This is a genomic window from Marinobacter sp. (genome assembly GCF_041686475.1).
Lineage (GTDB): Bacteria > Pseudomonadota > Gammaproteobacteria > Pseudomonadales > Oleiphilaceae > Marinobacter.
In genome coordinates this window covers 35,418-50,721 of sequence record NZ_JAWLDU010000020.1, presented here as the reverse complement: position 1 = coordinate 50,721, position 15,304 = coordinate 35,418, and the positions used below count along the sequence as shown (strand labels likewise).

Annotated in this window: 13 protein-coding genes and 1 pseudogene; 6 read left to right on the top strand and 8 right to left on the bottom strand. The window is 60.1% G+C overall.

Features of this window, described 5'->3' with window-relative positions:
- The 8 genes and pseudogenes from ACESMB_RS06905 to argH form a co-directional block, all read right to left on the bottom strand.
- Positions 1-248: pseudogene (locus ACESMB_RS06905) on the bottom strand (GGDEF domain-containing protein); the annotation flags it as partial.
- Positions 249-1,196: a tyrosine recombinase XerC gene (xerC, locus tag ACESMB_RS06900; RefSeq protein WP_372971180.1), complete on the bottom strand. Its 948-nt coding sequence runs from the start codon at positions 1,194-1,196 to the stop codon at positions 249-251.
- 2 nt (positions 1,197-1,198) lie between these two features.
- The gene (locus ACESMB_RS06895; protein WP_372925913.1) at positions 1,199-1,945 is read right to left on the bottom strand and encodes a DUF484 family protein; all 747 of its coding nucleotides are present in this window, start codon (positions 1,943-1,945) and stop codon (positions 1,199-1,201) included.
- 16 nt (positions 1,946-1,961) lie between these two features.
- On the bottom strand, positions 1,962-2,927 hold the full coding sequence (dapF, locus tag ACESMB_RS06890) for a diaminopimelate epimerase (RefSeq protein ID WP_372971179.1): 966 nt from the start codon (positions 2,925-2,927) through the stop codon (positions 1,962-1,964).
- Between the two features lie 14 nt (positions 2,928-2,941).
- Positions 2,942-4,192 carry a diaminopimelate decarboxylase gene (lysA, locus tag ACESMB_RS06885; protein WP_372971178.1) on the bottom strand — a complete coding sequence of 417 codons (1,251 nt, stop codon included), beginning with the start codon at positions 4,190-4,192 and terminating at the stop codon, positions 2,942-2,944.
- A 38-nt stretch (positions 4,193-4,230) separates the two neighbouring features.
- The gene (gene lptM, locus ACESMB_RS06880) at positions 4,231-4,398 is read right to left on the bottom strand and encodes an LPS translocon maturation chaperone LptM (RefSeq protein WP_372925916.1); all 168 of its coding nucleotides are present in this window, start codon (positions 4,396-4,398) and stop codon (positions 4,231-4,233) included.
- 85 nt (positions 4,399-4,483) lie between these two features.
- The gene (locus ACESMB_RS06875) at positions 4,484-7,336 is read right to left on the bottom strand and encodes a class I adenylate cyclase (RefSeq protein WP_372971177.1); all 2,853 of its coding nucleotides are present in this window, start codon (positions 7,334-7,336) and stop codon (positions 4,484-4,486) included.
- A 313-nt stretch (positions 7,337-7,649) separates the two neighbouring features.
- A complete protein-coding gene (gene argH, locus ACESMB_RS06870; protein ID WP_372971176.1) occupies positions 7,650-9,041 on the bottom strand; it encodes an argininosuccinate lyase in 1,392 nt (463 codons plus the stop codon).
- Positions 9,042-9,174: 133 nt separating this feature from the next.
- Here argH and ACESMB_RS06865 point away from each other — a divergent pair, with 133 nt between their 5' ends.
- The 6 genes from ACESMB_RS06865 to ACESMB_RS06840 all read left to right on the top strand — a co-directional run bounded on the left by ACESMB_RS06865 (position 9,175) and on the right by ACESMB_RS06840 (position 15,219).
- On the top strand, positions 9,175-10,269 hold the full coding sequence (locus tag ACESMB_RS06865) for a sensor histidine kinase (protein ID WP_372971175.1): 1,095 nt from the start codon (positions 9,175-9,177) through the stop codon (positions 10,267-10,269).
- 6 nt (positions 10,270-10,275) lie between these two features.
- Positions 10,276-11,031 (top strand): LytR/AlgR family response regulator transcription factor, encoded by a 756-nt coding sequence (locus ACESMB_RS06860; RefSeq protein ID WP_372971174.1) that lies wholly within the window; start codon positions 10,276-10,278, stop codon positions 11,029-11,031.
- A gap of 85 nt (positions 11,032-11,116) precedes the next feature.
- A complete protein-coding gene (gene hemC / locus ACESMB_RS06855) occupies positions 11,117-12,058 on the top strand; it encodes a hydroxymethylbilane synthase (protein WP_372926129.1) in 942 nt (313 codons plus the stop codon).
- Entirely contained in the window at positions 12,039-12,851 is an 813-nt protein-coding gene (locus ACESMB_RS06850) for a uroporphyrinogen-III synthase (RefSeq protein WP_372971173.1), read from the top strand. Before hemC ends, ACESMB_RS06850 begins: the two co-directional genes overlap by 20 nt.
- A 2-nt stretch (positions 12,852-12,853) precedes the next feature.
- Positions 12,854-13,984, top strand: coding sequence for a uroporphyrinogen-III C-methyltransferase (locus ACESMB_RS06845; RefSeq protein WP_372926131.1), 1,131 nt, complete (start codon positions 12,854-12,856; stop codon positions 13,982-13,984).
- Positions 13,981-15,219: a heme biosynthesis HemY N-terminal domain-containing protein gene (locus ACESMB_RS06840; protein WP_372971172.1), complete on the top strand. Its 1,239-nt coding sequence runs from the start codon at positions 13,981-13,983 to the stop codon at positions 15,217-15,219. The genes ACESMB_RS06845 and ACESMB_RS06840 overlap by 4 nt, the downstream gene beginning before the upstream one ends.
- Positions 15,220-15,304 lie beyond the last annotated feature (85 nt).

The following is a 15,304-nucleotide window of genomic DNA, read 5'->3' as shown; positions in this document are numbered from 1 at the left end:
GACACCTGGCGATCAATTCTGTCCTGCAGTTTGTGCCAGCTCTCGGAATCGGGGGATTCCTTGCGCAATTCACTGCGCAGGCGGGCCAACAAACGGTCCAGTTCCGGGTTCTGCCCCTCGGAAGCCAGGCTCGTACGAACCAGCATGCGCTGGAGCTGGTTTTTTTCGCTGCGCCACAACGCCTCGCGCTCTTCCGACGATTCAAGCGCCTTCAGGTACTTTTCCTTCCAGGGTGAATCTGATGACATTTAGCTCTCCCTGCCTTTCTTCTGGCCACGGCGGGCACGGGGATGGCTCTGGTCGTAGACTTTCGCCAGATGCTGGAAATCAAGATGAGTATAGACCTGCGTTGTGGCTATGTCGGCATGGCCCAGCAATTCCTGCACCGCCCGCAAGTCACCACTGGACTCCAGCATGTGACTGGCAAAAGAGTGTCTCAACAGATGAGGATGCAACCGCTGGTCGGCTCCTTTGGCCAGGCCCCAGCGACTGAGCCGGGACTGGATACTGCGGGTGCTTAATCGGTCACCCCGCCGGCTTACATACAGGGCACTCTCTTCCTCGGGCGCCATTGTACGGCGCGCCCCAAGCCACCGTTCCAGGGCTTCAAGCGCCTTTCGCCCCACCGGGAGAATTCGTTCCTTGCTGCCCTTGCCCAGCACCCGGACCTCGCCACCACGAAAATCCACAGAGTGCAGACTCAGGCCGGCCAGCTCAGACAACCGCAGGCCGGAGGAATACATCAGTTCAAACATGCTCAGGTCGCGGATTTCCAGTGGATCCTCGGGGGTCGCATCAAGCAGGTGATTGAGCTGATCGACGTCTGCCACCCTGGGCAGACGCTTGCCGGCCCTGGGTGCCCTTATATCCAGGGCCGGATTATCAGTGGCCAGGTGTTCCCGCAGCAGGTATTGGTAAAAACGACGTATTGCGGAAAGGTGGCGGGCGATACTGCGCCCGCCAAGCCCCTCGCGGCTCAACTGGGCCACGTAACGCCGCAGGTCATGGCTGGTTACTGCCCGCCAGGCGGGCGCCGGCTGTTGCTCGACCCAGACGAGAAAACGCCTGAGATCGTCGCGATAGCTGCTACAGGTGCTTGGTGAATGTCGCTTCTCCGACGCCAGATAGCGCAGAAAACCCTCCAGCGGCTCCGGGAGTGCGGCAACCGGCCCCCTCTCATCAGCAGCCGGAATCATACTCAGCGAGACTCCGCCACCACATCGGTCACCGGCACTGCAGCCGTATGCCGCTGGAGGATGGGGGGCAGCAACCGACTCAGGGTATCACTGATGTAGGTCAGGAACAGTGAACCCATACTCTGGTCGAAATACCCGGTTTCACAACTGCCAACCGCGAACACACCAACCAGTTCGTCGTGGCGTAACGGGACCAGGGCCACTGACGCAATGGGCTCCTGCCTGTCAGGAAACAGGAAGCTGCGCTCGCTCTCGCGGAACTGGCCACACACTGCGCGATCACCATCCAGAAGACCACCGAGACGGGCTCTTGCCTCTTCTGGTGCAACCACATGCAGGGCGCCCTGTGCCGCTGCCGGCAGTTCGGAATCCGTGAACAGAATGACCGAGGCAGCATCCAGGCCGAAGTCACCACGGATACTGTCATCAATAGCAGCTGCCATGTCGTTCAGGTTGCGGGCTTCAATCACCTGCATCAGCAACCGTTTGCTTTTTTCGAACAGCCGGTCGTTGTAGCGGGCAATAGAGACCAGCTCCACCAGCTCCCGGCGGAGAGTATCCCGCTGCTCACGGAACAGGTGCACCTGACGCTCCACCAGCGATATGGCACGGCCGCTGTCATGGGGCAGCGTCAGGCTGCGCAAGAGTTCGTCCTGTTCAACAAAGAAGTCGGGATTGTCGCGCAGGTAATCCGCGACGGCTTCCGGGGTGAGCTCTCCGGCCTTCTTGTGGGCCGTTCGGTCTGTCATGCTGCTCTCCTGATGGTCAGGGCTTGGGTGTAACTGGCTGGCGATGGCGATTCTGCTGCCGCGGATTTCCTGGCCGTGAATCCCCGTGCCTCGTGCTTTTGCGGCGTCGCGGGGAATGGTCGCCCGGCAGGCGAAGCTGGCCTTCAAAGACGCTGGCTGCGGGGCCCTCCATCATAACAGGGGTCCCTTCGCCCTGCCATTCGATCACCAGATGCCCGCCTTTCAGCTCTACATCCACGCGACTGTCCAGCAGATCGCGCAGACAACCCGCAACAACGGCTGCACAGGCACCAGTGCCGCAGGCCATGGTTTCACCGGCCCCGCGTTCAAACACCCGCAGCCGGACGTGAGTGCGGTCTATAATCTGCATGAATCCGATATTGGCCCGCGCCGGGAACCGGGGATGGTTTTCAAGCCGGGGGCCAAGTTCCCCTACCGGGGCGGTATCCACATCGTCCACCAGCAGGACCCCGTGAGGATTACCCATGGAGACAGCGGTGAGTTCCACGGTTTGTTCACCCACCGCTACCGTATACACATCCTTGCGACGGTCAGCGGCAAAAGGGATGGCCGGGGGATTCATTTCCGGTACGCCCATGTCCACCGTTACCATACCGCCACTGCCGACCCTGAGTTCGATCACACCCTTGGCTGTCTGTACCCGGATCACCTTTTTGTTGGTAAGACGCTGGTCACGGACGAAGCTTGCAAAACAGCGGGCACCATTGCCGCACTGCTCCACTTCAGAGCCGTCGCTGTTGAAAATGCGATAACGGAAATCCACGTCCGGCATACCCGGGGGCTCTACCACCAGCAACTGGTCGAAACCGATGCCATAGTGCCGGTCGGCGAGCTCACGGATCATCTCCGGGCGCAAACGGAACGGCTGGCTGATGGCATCCACTACCATGAAGTCGTTCCCCAGGCCGTGCATCTTGGTGAAACTGAGCATGGGGCCCTGCCCGCGTCGAGGCTGATTCATACCATCGTCCCCCTTCATTCCGGCAAGCAGCTTTCAGGGCCAAGCTGCTCTTCCAGGGTTTCCCGGCGGCGAACCACGTGAACCTGGTCACCATCTACCATCAGCTCCGGCGGGCGATTACGGGTGTTGTAGTTGGAACTCATAACAAAACCATAGGCGCCAGCAGAGCGAACCGCCAGCAGATCCCCCGCCTCAAGTCGCAGGTTGCGATCCTTGCCCAGAAAATCACCGGTTTCACACACCGGACCTACGAGATCCCAGGCTTTTTCCTCGCCATCCGTACGTGGCGTCACCGGTATGATCGACTGCCAGGCACTGTAGAGGGCCGGGCGGATCAGGTCATTCATCGCCGCGTCAATGATGGCGAAATTGCGATGTTCCGTGCATTTGAGGAACTCCACCCGCGTCAGCAGGATACCGGCATTGGCTGCGATAGAGCGGCCAGGCTCCATGATCAGCTCCAGCTTCCGGTCAGCCAGGCGTTCCGCCAGCGCGGTCACGTAGTCCGACGGCTGTGGCGGCTGCTCCCGGTCATAGGTGACGCCCAGGCCACCGCCCATATCCAGGTGGCGGATTACGATACTCTTCTCCGCCAGGGCATCAATCAACGCCAGCACGCGGTCCAGGGCATCCAGGAACGGTGACACTGAGGTCAGCTGGGAGCCGATATGGCAATCCACGCCCTGGATGTCCAGATTCGGCATGGTTGCAGCACGCTCATAGACGGCCGGAGCCTCGGCAATGTCGATCCCGAACTTGTTTTCTTTCAGGCCGGTGGAAATGTATGGGTGAGTACCCGCGTCCACATCGGGATTCACCCGCAGGGAGACCGGCGCCTTGACGCCCAGCTCGCCTGCCACTTCATTGAGCCGGTCCAGCTCGGTGTCAGATTCAACGTTGAAACAGCGTACACCCGCTTCCAGAGCCCTGCGCATTTCCCAGCGCTGCTTGCCAACACCGGAGAAAACGGTTTTTGCAGGGTCGCCACCGGCGCGGATCACTCGCTCAAGCTCACCGGCCGAAACAATATCGAAACCGGCACCTAGCCTTGCCAGTACGTTCAGTACGGCAATATTGCTGTTGGCCTTGACGGCGTAGCAGACCAGATGGGGCCGACTCGCCAGGGCATCATCATAGGCGCGGTAATGACGCTCCAGGGTGGCGCGGGAATACACATACGCCGGAGTGCCGAAGCGCTCGGCAATGGTGGCAACCGGTACTTCTTCAGCGAACAACTCGCCGTTACGGTAGTTAAAGTGATCCATGTAAATCCTGAGTCTGTTGGCGGGGCGGCTGGCCGGGCCTAGCGGTCACTGGTGTCGTCGTCCCGGCCCTGTTCGTTGTCGCTGGCCTGTTCAGCGGTGGTGTTGTTGTCGGAAGGTGCTTCCCGGTACAACGGTCCTTTCTGACCACAGCCAGCGACAAACCCGGCCAACACCAGCAGGAACATGATTGTCGGTCCTGGTTTCATGGGTAACTGCCCCTGTTTTCTGTATGGTCGAAGTATACCTGAGTGGAGCCTTACCCCGCGAGATGCGACCGCCTCCGATTGGGCGTCAGAGATGCCGGTTCAGGGCATTTTCCAGCTCTGATCGGTAATACAGGTACTGGATTGTCTGGATGTCCTGCTGATAGACCTGGGGATCGAGATCGTGGGGCAGATGAACATCGGTCAGGTACACCGGGTACCGCTCCGGGCTGTGGCGCAGGGAACGGATATAATGGGCTACCGCCGGAATCAGCTGGTTGCCGTATTCCTGAACGGTGAACTCCTGGTCTCCGCAAAAAATGTCAAATCGGACCCGGGAATCGCCTTCCTGAATGCCGATTGCCTGCACCTCAAGCCCCGGCAGCGGCAAATTGCTGTCTGCTTCGGGACGCCGCTCGGCGCGCCACTGGCCATCGCGAAGCACCATTTCATAGCACTGGGTTCCTCCGATATCGGCCACAGCGTCCAGTTGCCGCAACTGGCGCCGCTCAGTCAGGTTCTCGAGGAATCTCAGCAACGGCACCAGCAGGTAGCGACGATTGACGTACCCCTGCTCCCAGCTGAACACCGATCCAAGTTCATCCACGACCCAGACCCGGGCCCTGTCACCACTTACCCGATAACATACCTGGATGTTATCCGGCTCACTGGTATGGCAGACCGTTCGCAATAGCAGATCATCCAGCAGGGCATGCCGGTCAAACACCACCGGAACGTAGGATTCCTGCGGCTTGGCCAGGTACTCCATCAGCGCTGAATGACTGTCGAGGGCAACGAAGCCCGGCTCGCTCCCGCTGAACCGCAGAACGAAAAACCGCCGATCCATCTCGATGACATAACGCAATGGATGGGGCCCTGTGCCACCGGCAAAGAAGTGGCGCATGACATCGGTAAAGAGTTCTCTGACACGGCGGGCTATGGTGGCGCCGTGCCCCTTGTTGTGGCTGTGGACCATGATCTCCGGCAACCGGCCCGGCGCCAGAGCCACGGATGCCAGCACATTTTTCAGGCACTGTATCAGGGTGTCGCCGGCCGCATAATGTTGCAGACTGACCTCGTGCCAGCTGTTGAAGGTTACCTGGTCGATGGTGTTCACCAGGTTTTCACGGCCACCACTGAACCCCAGAGAATCATGGCGCGCGCTGAGTTTGTGCAGGCCCTTTCCGGTCAGGCGGGCCTGTGGATCAAGCCCGACGTTGACGAACAGCAGATTCCGCAAAGGGTGCACGGCCCGGGACAGCGCCTCCCGCTCGGCCGCCTCTACGGGAAACGGCAGAAACGCTCCCAGCGCATCCAGCATTTCCCGCAACTCCGCCACCGAGGCGGTACTGCTGCCGGCACGGACATTCAGGCGGGTGGACCGGCTCAAAAGGCCATTGCAATAACACCAGACCATCAATTCGGTCAGGTTCCCGGAGCGGCGGATCACCGGCTGCCAGAACGCATCGGACGGATCCTCAAGATCGCGGTACAGCAACCAGCCCTCGTAACCTGCTGCCCCGCCCTGCTCGGACTGGTGATGGAAGGCCAGGTTTTCTTCCGCCAGGGAGGGGGCCAGCCCGGGGTTAATCTGTTCAATCTTACCGGCTTTGCGCTGGAACGCGGCGTAGAGTTTTCGCCCAAGCAGGTTCATATCCTTGCTGCTGATGGCAGCACGAGTGCCATGCTCCCGGGCCAGTCGCGACAGCAGCCGGTAGCTATGGGTTAGCTCCGCTACCACTGATCGGCGCAATGTCACAACGTCCTCAGCGCGCCAGCGGATGCGGTTGTCCAGATTCTCGAGCTCTGCCGCCGACCAGCCCCAGTCATCAACCAGTGCCTGCAGCAGGCAGGTTCGCCAACTGGAGACCAACTGGGCGGACCGGGTCAGAGGCAGCCCGGCTTTCAGGTAGAGACTTTGCCGCACCAGCGCCAGACGCTCGGGGGCATCTTCTTCCAGCAGCCACTGTTCCAGGCGTTCGTAGAGCAATACATAGGGGTCCAGCCGATCGGGATCGGTTTCTCCGGCATAGACCGCCGCCTTGAATACCCGCGACAATAAAGGCTCGCTGGCACCCCGGGCATAGCATTCGATCAGCAGCAGCTTGAGAATGGTCTTCCAGGGCGCATCAATCCCTTTGTACAACTGCCAGACACCGGCACCGAGGAACTCTTCCTGTGGTATCGACAGCGCCGGCCCGAAATCGATGTACTCGTCACCACGGATAAAGCGGCATTCAATCAACTGCCGGGCACACTCTTCATAGCGCGCCTCGTCATCCACTGGAACCAGCCACCACAGCGGGTAGCGGCCGCCCAGGTGTATACTGGTGCGATAGAATTCGTCCAGCAGAAGGAAATGCTGTGCACTGCCGCAGTTTTCGCCCGTGACTTCAGCACGCTGGCGCCCGGCCCGCCAGTCGGCGGCAGAAAAAACAAAGACGTGAAGCTCCACACCCAGGGTTGAGGCCCAGGCGGAAAGACTGTCCGCTTTGCGCTCGAGGCAACGCACCCCACGATCAGGCAAGTCCGGGCGATGACACAACCAGACATCCAGGTCGCTGGCCACCGAGTGGCCTAATGTACCGGGACTGCCCATCAGGAACAGGGCTTCCAGGTCCGGCTTTCGTCGCCCTTCGTCCTTGAGCGAAAAGGTGCGGGCCAGCCGCCTGGCGGCATTCAGCGTGGGCTCGGTGGGCCGGTAGTGACTCAGTCCGTAGGGGCAGTCGCTGTCGAGGTAACCGGGAAGTGCCGGGTGGTTGAGGTGGAACACCAGCGGCAGCACTTCCAGCACGGCCTGCTGCCGGTGGGTCAGGGCTGAGCGGGCCCGTTCCCAGCGGTGCTGATTGACAGACATGAACCGGTCCCGCAGCCGACGCAGCGTTTTTCTGTCGATACCCTCGTCAAAATCCAGGGCAATGGGAGCGGTAAGAGTGGTCAAAGCGACTCCGCGGGAGAGGTTCTTTCCAATGTCATTATCAGTATGATGAAGGCATCGTGGCAAAACCGGAAAAAAAATAAAAGCGGGACTACTTTTTATAACACTTCCTGTATCTCCCCGCGGCAAAACTGGCTGAGGTTATTGTGTCGTGAAAGAATTCGTCCACCAGCGAGTACCGCATACAGCACGACCCGGTGACCGGCCTGCTGTATCTGGACCCGGACGGGTTTGATCATTCAGAGCGGTTCGACCATGCCACAGCCTGGATCGCCAGGTCAGCCTGCAGACCCTTGCCTGGCTGGAACAACACCCCTTAGAGTGACTTCCACGCGCGCGCCACGGCAGCACGCACCTGGTTCGGCGAGGTACCGCCAAGGTGATCACGCGCCTGCACCGAGCCTTCCAGAGTCAGCACATCGAAAACGTCCTCACCGATTACATCCGAGAAGCGCTTGAGCTCTTCCGTTGTCATTTCAGACAGGTCGCGGCCCTCGGCCACACCGAAGCCCACGGCCTTGCCCACGATTTCGTGGGCGTCACGGAACGCCACACCTTTCTTGACCAGGTAATCCGCAAGATCGGTGGCAGTTGAGAAACCACGCTTGGCCGCCACCCGCATGTTGTCAGCGCGCGCTTCAATCGCCGGGATCATGTCGGCGTAGGCCTTCAGGCAACCCTTGACGGTGTCAACAGTATCAAACAGGGGTTCCTTGTCCTCCTGGTTGTCCTTGTTGTAGGCCAGCGGCTGGCTTTTCATCAGAGTCAGCAGGCTGATCAGGTGACCGTTCACGCGGCCGGTTTTGCCACGCACCAGCTCCGGCACATCCGGGTTTTTCTTCTGGGGCATGATGGAAGAGCCGGTACAGAAGCGGTCCGGCAGGTCAATGAAATCAAACTGGGCGGAGGTCCACAGCACCAGTTCCTCACTGAACCGTGACAGGTGCGTCATCAGCAGGGCAGCAAAGCTGCAGAATTCGATGGCAAAATCCCTGTCACTGACGGAATCCAGAGAGTTCTCACTGGGCCGGTCGAAGCCCAGCAGTTTTGCGGTAATGTTGCGATCGATGGGGTAGGTGGTCCCTGCCAGTGCTGCGGCGCCCAGGGGCATCACATTTACCCGCTTGCGACAGTCCTGCAGGCGCTCGGCGTCCCGCACCAGCATTTCGTACCAGGCCAGCAGGTGATGACCAAAGGTGACTGGCTGTGCCGTCTGCAGGTGGGTAAATCCGGGCATGATGGTCTCCGCCTCGCGCTCGGCCAGATCCAGTAGACCCGCCTGCAGACGCCGGAGCTCTTCGGCAATCACGTCAATTTCATCACGCAGGTAGAGGCGGATATCCGTGGCCACCTGATCATTACGGCTACGGCCGGTGTGCAGCTTCTTGCCAGTGATGCCGATTCGATCAGTCAGCCGCGCTTCGATGTTCATGTGCACATCTTCCAGGCTGACGGACCATTCGAATGTGCCGGCCTCGATGTCTGCCTTGACCGCTTTCAGGCCGTCGATAATGGTGTCGCGCTCTTCAGAGGTGAGCACACCGACTTCCGCGAGCATGGTGGCATGGGCGATGGAGCCGGTAATATCGTGGTGGTAAAGGCGCTGGTCAAAGCCAACGGACGCGGTGAAACGTTCGACAAAGGCATCGGTAGGTTCGGTAAAACGACCGCCCCAGGGTTTCTCGGCGCTCTTGTTCTGATCCGTCATGGTCTATCTTTCCTGCTGACAGCCCGGCATCATTCTGCGGGAATGGGTAAATTTAATGTGACGGGATTATAGCATTCTGCAGCGCACAGTTGCCCTTCTCTGGTTCAGCAAAAGGGATTCAGGAACAGGTTCAATGGCCGCAAAACACAACAGGGAACGCCCGGTACCTCTACCAGCCGTGAATGACAGCGACTTCTACGTACCGGACCTGTGCCGGGTAAGGGCCTTCTTCATGCTGGTGGTGACCAGCGAGTTGCTGGTTCTGGTACTGTCCATTGTGCAGGCGGAAAGTCACTGGATTGACTGGAACTATTTCGGACTGCTGTCCCTCTTCGTGCAATGGACGGTGCTGACCAGCGCAGCGCTGATCTGCCTGTTGCGACGCTGGCTCGCAGGGCTGACCATTCCCCGCGCCACCGCTGTTATCGTCGCCATCGTGCTGCTCGACGTGCTGGCCTTCAGCCTGTTCGCCGACAGTGTGTTGCATCCCCGGCCCGGTGTTGAAGCCTGGCAGGGGGTGGCCAAGAAACTGCTGCTGGCGCTGCTGATCACGCTGATGGTGCTGCGTTATTTCTACCTCCAGTTCCAGTGGCAACAACAACGGGAGTCGGAAATGCAGGCACGACTGACGGCCCTCCAGGCGCGTATCCACCCCCACTTCCTGTTCAATAGCATGAACACCATTGCCAGCCTGATCGCCGTCAACCCGGAACGGGCCGAGGACGCAGTGCTGGATCTTTCCGAGCTTTTCCGCGCCAGCCTGCGGACCGGTGACCGGCTGATCCCCCTGGCGGACGAACTGGACCTGTGCCGGCGCTATCTGGCCATCGAAAAGCTGCGACTGGAAGACCGGCTGGCGCTGGACTGGCATATCGAGGATGGCCTGGAGCTGCAGGCCATTCCACCATTGACCCTGCAACCACTGGTGGAAAATGCCATCTATCACGGCATCCAGCCCCGCCCGAACGGCGGCACCGTAAAAATTGAAGCCTATCGCAAGGGGCCCTCTGTCTATCTGATGGTACAGAATCCCCGCCCGGCCCCGGATCATGGCGGCCATGACGGCAACCGCATGGCACTGGCCAATATCCAGTTACGCCTGCACGCGCTTTTCGGAGAACCAGCGGTGCTGAAACACAGCCACCAGAATGATATATATACCGTCACTCTTCGGCTGCCCTGGCAGAAGGCCAGTGGTAATGGCAACCCCGAAACAAGGAGCGACTAGGCAAGCATGGCCGATGTAAACAGCCGCAGCGTACTGATTGCCGATGACGAACCCCTCGCCCGGGAGCGTATCCGCCGGCTGGTGGAAGCAGTGCCGGGCTATGATGTGTGCGGCGAAGCCGGCGACGGCGATGAGGTCCTGGCAAGAATTGCCCAACAGGCCCCCGATATTCTGCTGCTGGATATCCGCATGCCCGGCATGGATGGCATGGAGGCGGCCGAGAGAATCGCCACCCTGGAGGCGCCGCCGGCCATCATTTTCTGCACCGCATACGATCACTACGCCATCCAGGCGTTCGATGTGCATGCGGTGGCCTACCTGCTCAAACCGGTTCGGCGGGAGGCACTGGCAGAGGCGCTGAAACGCGCCGGCCGCGTCAATCGCGTGCAACTCCAGGCGCTGACCGAGCGGGATGCCGACCATATCGAACAACTCGCCATCCGCACCCACCGGGGCACCGAACTGATCGATATCCGGGGAATCCTGTACTGCGAGGCCGACCAGAAGTACGTCACCATCCACCATGTCCGGGGTGAGACGGTGACTGATTACACCCTGAAAGAACTGGAAAACACCTATCCGCAACACCTGCTGAGGATTCACCGCCATACCCTGGTGGGCGTTCGTTTTATCCAGGCCCTGCTGCGGAACGGTGACGGCCAGAACGTGATCGATCTGACCGACAATCATGGCCGGCTGCCGGTAAGCCGCAGGCACACCGCCTCGGTGCGGCAGTGGCTGAAGGAACACCGCCCCGGCTAGCACAGCCAGCAACGCCTGAAGGGGACATTTGCCCTCACAAAGGGTACCCTTGGCGTACCATTTTTCAGATCCGGCAACGAGTACCATGTCAAAACGAACCCTTCGCATTGCAACCCGCAGCAGCGCCCTGGCGCTGTGGCAGGCGGAATTCATAAAATCCGAACTGGAACGGCTCCACGACAACGTGGAGGTTGAGCTGGTCAAGATCAAAACCCAGGGCGACAAGATTCTTGATGTGCCGCTGGCCAAGATCGGTGGCAAGGGTCTGTTCGTCAAGGAACTGGAAGAAGCCATGCTCGCAGGCAGCGCAGATCTGGCAGTGCACTCCATGAAAGATGTGCCCATGGAGTTTCCCGAAGGGCTGGGGCTGGTAGCCATCTGTGAGCGGGAAGACCCCACCGATGCTTTCGTCAGCAACGACTATGAAAACGTGGATGCCCTGCCCCACGGCGCCATTGTAGGCACTGCCAGCCTGCGCAGGGAGGCCCAGCTCCGTGCCTATCGGCCAGACCTGGAAATCCGGACCCTGCGCGGAAACGTCAATACCCGTCTGGCGAAGCTGGATGCCGGTGACTACAACGCCATCGTTCTGGCCAGCTCCGGCCTCAAACGCCTGGGCTTCCACGATCGCATCCGCTACTGCCTGCCCGACAGTGTATCGCTGCCCGCCGTTGGCCAGGGCGCACTGGGCATCGAGTGCCGCCTGGACGATGCGGAATTGATCAGCATGCTCGAGCCCCTGGACCATCGCGACAGCTCTGACCGGGTAAAGGCAGAACGGGCTCTGAACCGTCGTCTGCAGGGCGGCTGCCAGGTACCTATCGCCGCCTACGCATTGCTTGAAGACGATGACACTCTCTGGCTAAGAGGCCTGGTGGGCGCCGTTGACGGTACCCAGGTATTCCGGGTGGAAGGCCGGGCACCCCGCAGCGAAGGCGAACGTCTTGGCCGCGAGCTGGCGGAAGACCTGCTCGCCCTGGGTGCGGACAAGGTGCTGGCTGAAATCTATGGCCACACCCCGACCTGAATCTCTCCCGCTTGATGGCCGGCGGATCCTGATCTGCCGGCCACAACCCGAGGCCGACCGCCTGGCAACGGCGTTTCAAAATGCCGGCGCCGATGCGCGGGTGCTGCCGCTTATTACACGGGAACCCCTGCCGGAAGACCCCGCTACCCGCACTCTTATCCTCAACCTGGATGAGTTCGCCCATGTAATTGCCGTCAGCCCCTATGCCGCCAGCCTGCTGCTGGAGTGGCTGGATACCTGGTGGCCACAGATCCCCGAAGGCATCCAGTGGTACGGCGTCGGGGCAGGAACCGCCGCCATTCTGGCCAGTTACGGCCTTGATACCCATCAGCCGGAAAGCGGCCACGCCAGCGAAGATTTGCTACAGTTGCCGGAGCTGGCCACGTTCGATCATGAGAATGTTCTGCTGGTCCGGGGTGAGGAAGGCCGTGAGCTGATCCCGCAAACCCTGGAAAAACGCGGCGCACGGGTCACCCCGATGCCACTTTATCGCCGGTACTGTCCCGACTATGATGAAGCCATACTGAAGGCGATGCTGAACGACTTTTCCCCCGAGGTCATCGTCACACTGTCGGGAGAAACATTGAACAATCTCATCGCACTAAGTGAAAATACCGGCCATAATCTTGAGGATACTTTGCTGGTTGTCCCCGTTGAGCGGATTGCCGAACAAGCACGTCAGGCCGGCCTGCGGCGAACGTGCATACCAGGAAGCCTTGCCGATAGCACAATAGTGGCTGCAGTTGCTGAACAACTTGCCAGCCTGGACGGTGGCTCCGGAAACACCAAGTAAGGATGCCCGTGACAGAATCAAAAGCACAACTGCCTGCCCCGATTGCAAAGCCACAGCAAACACGGCAACGGCTGTGGCCTCTCTGGATCATCACCCTGCTGGCACTTGCCCTTGCCATCGCCCTGGCGCTATGGAGCTGGCAACAATGGAATAACTACCAGGCCCTGCAACAATCCATCGCCAGCCTGGAAAGCGACACCGAGCAGCTGGACCGCATGTACGGCCAGTCCGGCAACGAGCAGCGCCAGCGCCTGCAGTCGCTGGAAGAAAAACTGTCGGAGCAGCGCGAACTCATAGCCACCCAGCAGCGCCAGATTGACCACAACGCGCGCGAACTGCTGGAAGCCGGCAATCGTACCCGCACCGACTGGCTGCTGGCGGAAGCCGAATACCTGCTGCGGGTCGGCAACCAGCGCCTGATGATTGAGAAAGACATTCGTGGCGCCCTCGCGGCACTGGAGTCCGCAGATGAAGTCCTGGCAGAATCCGATGACATCGGTGTTTATCCGGTGCGCCAGCAGCTGGCAAAAGAAATTCTTTCTCTCAAGGGCCTGGCCGACGTTGACCGTACCGGTCTCTACCTGAGGCTGGAAGCGGCAATCGACAGCATTCATGAGCTCACCGACAATGCCCTGGCCAATGACCGTGCCCCCGGGTTCGTGGCGGAAGCCAACAGCGACTCCTCTGCCAACCCGGACTCATTTCAGGGCCTGATGATTGAGGGCTGGGATAAGGTGAAGGACACCCTGTCACAGGTCGTGGTCGTCCGCAGGCTCAACGAGCCGGTGAAGCCCCTGCTGTCTCCGGAACAGAGCGCCTACGCCCGGCTCAACCTCCAGTTGATGCTGGAGGAAGCGGAGCTGGCGGTGCTCCGTGGCAACCAGGAGCTTTACTCCCGCTCCCTTACCAAGGCCAGCAGGGCCATCAGCGACTGGTACGACAACAGCAATAAACGCATCATCGCCCTTTCCCGGACCCTGGACGAACTCTCTGAAAAGAATGTCGACCCGGAACTGCCCGACATCAGCCATTCCCTGGAATTGCTCAAGGCACGTCTGGCAGGGCGACTGGACAATGGCAATGGCGACAACCCGGAAGACAGCAACGACGGTGATCAGGGAGATGACTCATGATCCGCATCCTGCTGGTCATACTCATTGCCCTGTTGCTGGGTACCGGGCTGTCACTGGGACTGCAATATGACCTTGGCTATATCCGCATCAGCCTCGGCAACTACCTGGTTGAAACCAATTTCTGGGTTGGTCTGGCATTGCTGGTAGCGGCCATTGTAGGCTCCGTCATGACCATCAACCTGTTTCGCCGCCTGCGCCATGGCACCGGCATGGTCGCCGGCTGGCTCGCCCGTAGCAACGAACGCCGGGCACGTCGCCGCACCACCCAGGGGCTGCTGGCCCTGGCGGAAGGCAACTGGCCCCGAGCCCGCAAATTGCTTACCTCTTCTGCAGAACATGCCGATACACCGCTGATCAATTACCTGGCCGCTGCCCAGGCCTCCTTCGAATCCGGCGACCACGAAGCCGTTGACGAACTGCTGCGCAAGGCTTTTGAAAGCACACCCGGTTCAGACATGGCCGTGGGCATTACCCAGGCCCAGCTGCAACTGGCAGGCAATCGTCTGGAGCAGGCCCTGGCGACACTGTTGAGGCTGCGCAAACAGGCGCCCCACCACCCGTTCGTGCTCAAGCTGCTGAAGAACACCTATGTGCGCCTGGAAGACTGGCGGGAACTCTCCCGGTTGCTACCGGAAATCCGCAAACGCAACGTGATGGAGAGTGAGGAACTGCACGATCTGGAGCGGCTGGTGTGGCACAACCTGCTGCAAAACGCCGCCGAGGAGTGCCGGCGACAGTCAGGCGACTCTTCGCCCTCCCTGGAACCGCTGACCCGTCTGTGGGATGAACTACCCGGTTTCCTTCGCCGTGACGAATACACCATCCGCGAATACGCCCGTCTGTTGGCAGCACTGGGTGATGAAGCCCAGGCCGAAACGCTTTTGCGGAAAGTGTTGCGCAATCACTGGGGTGACGACCTGATCAATCTGTACGGTCGGGTGAAAGGGCTGAAACCGGATGAGCAACTGCTGATTGCCGAGCAGTGGCTGAAAGACCGCCCGAACAATGCAGAACTTCTGCTTGCGCTTGGCCGCCTGAGCCTGCGCAACGAACTCTGGGGCAAGGCCCGGGAATACTTTGAAACCAGCCTGAAACTGCGCCGCAGCCGTGAAACCATGGCAGAGCTGAGTCGCCTGAATGCCCATATGGGCGAGGGTGAGAACAGTGTGAAGCTGTTGATGCAGGGGTTGGTCAAGGACAGTGGGTTGCCGGACTTGCCGATGCCCAGGGCCTGATAGCTGGATGATTGACCTGGTAGCCTGCCAGTATGGGAGCTGGGCCCGGGTGGGTTACCTTTTCTTCTGGGGAAAGAACTCGCTT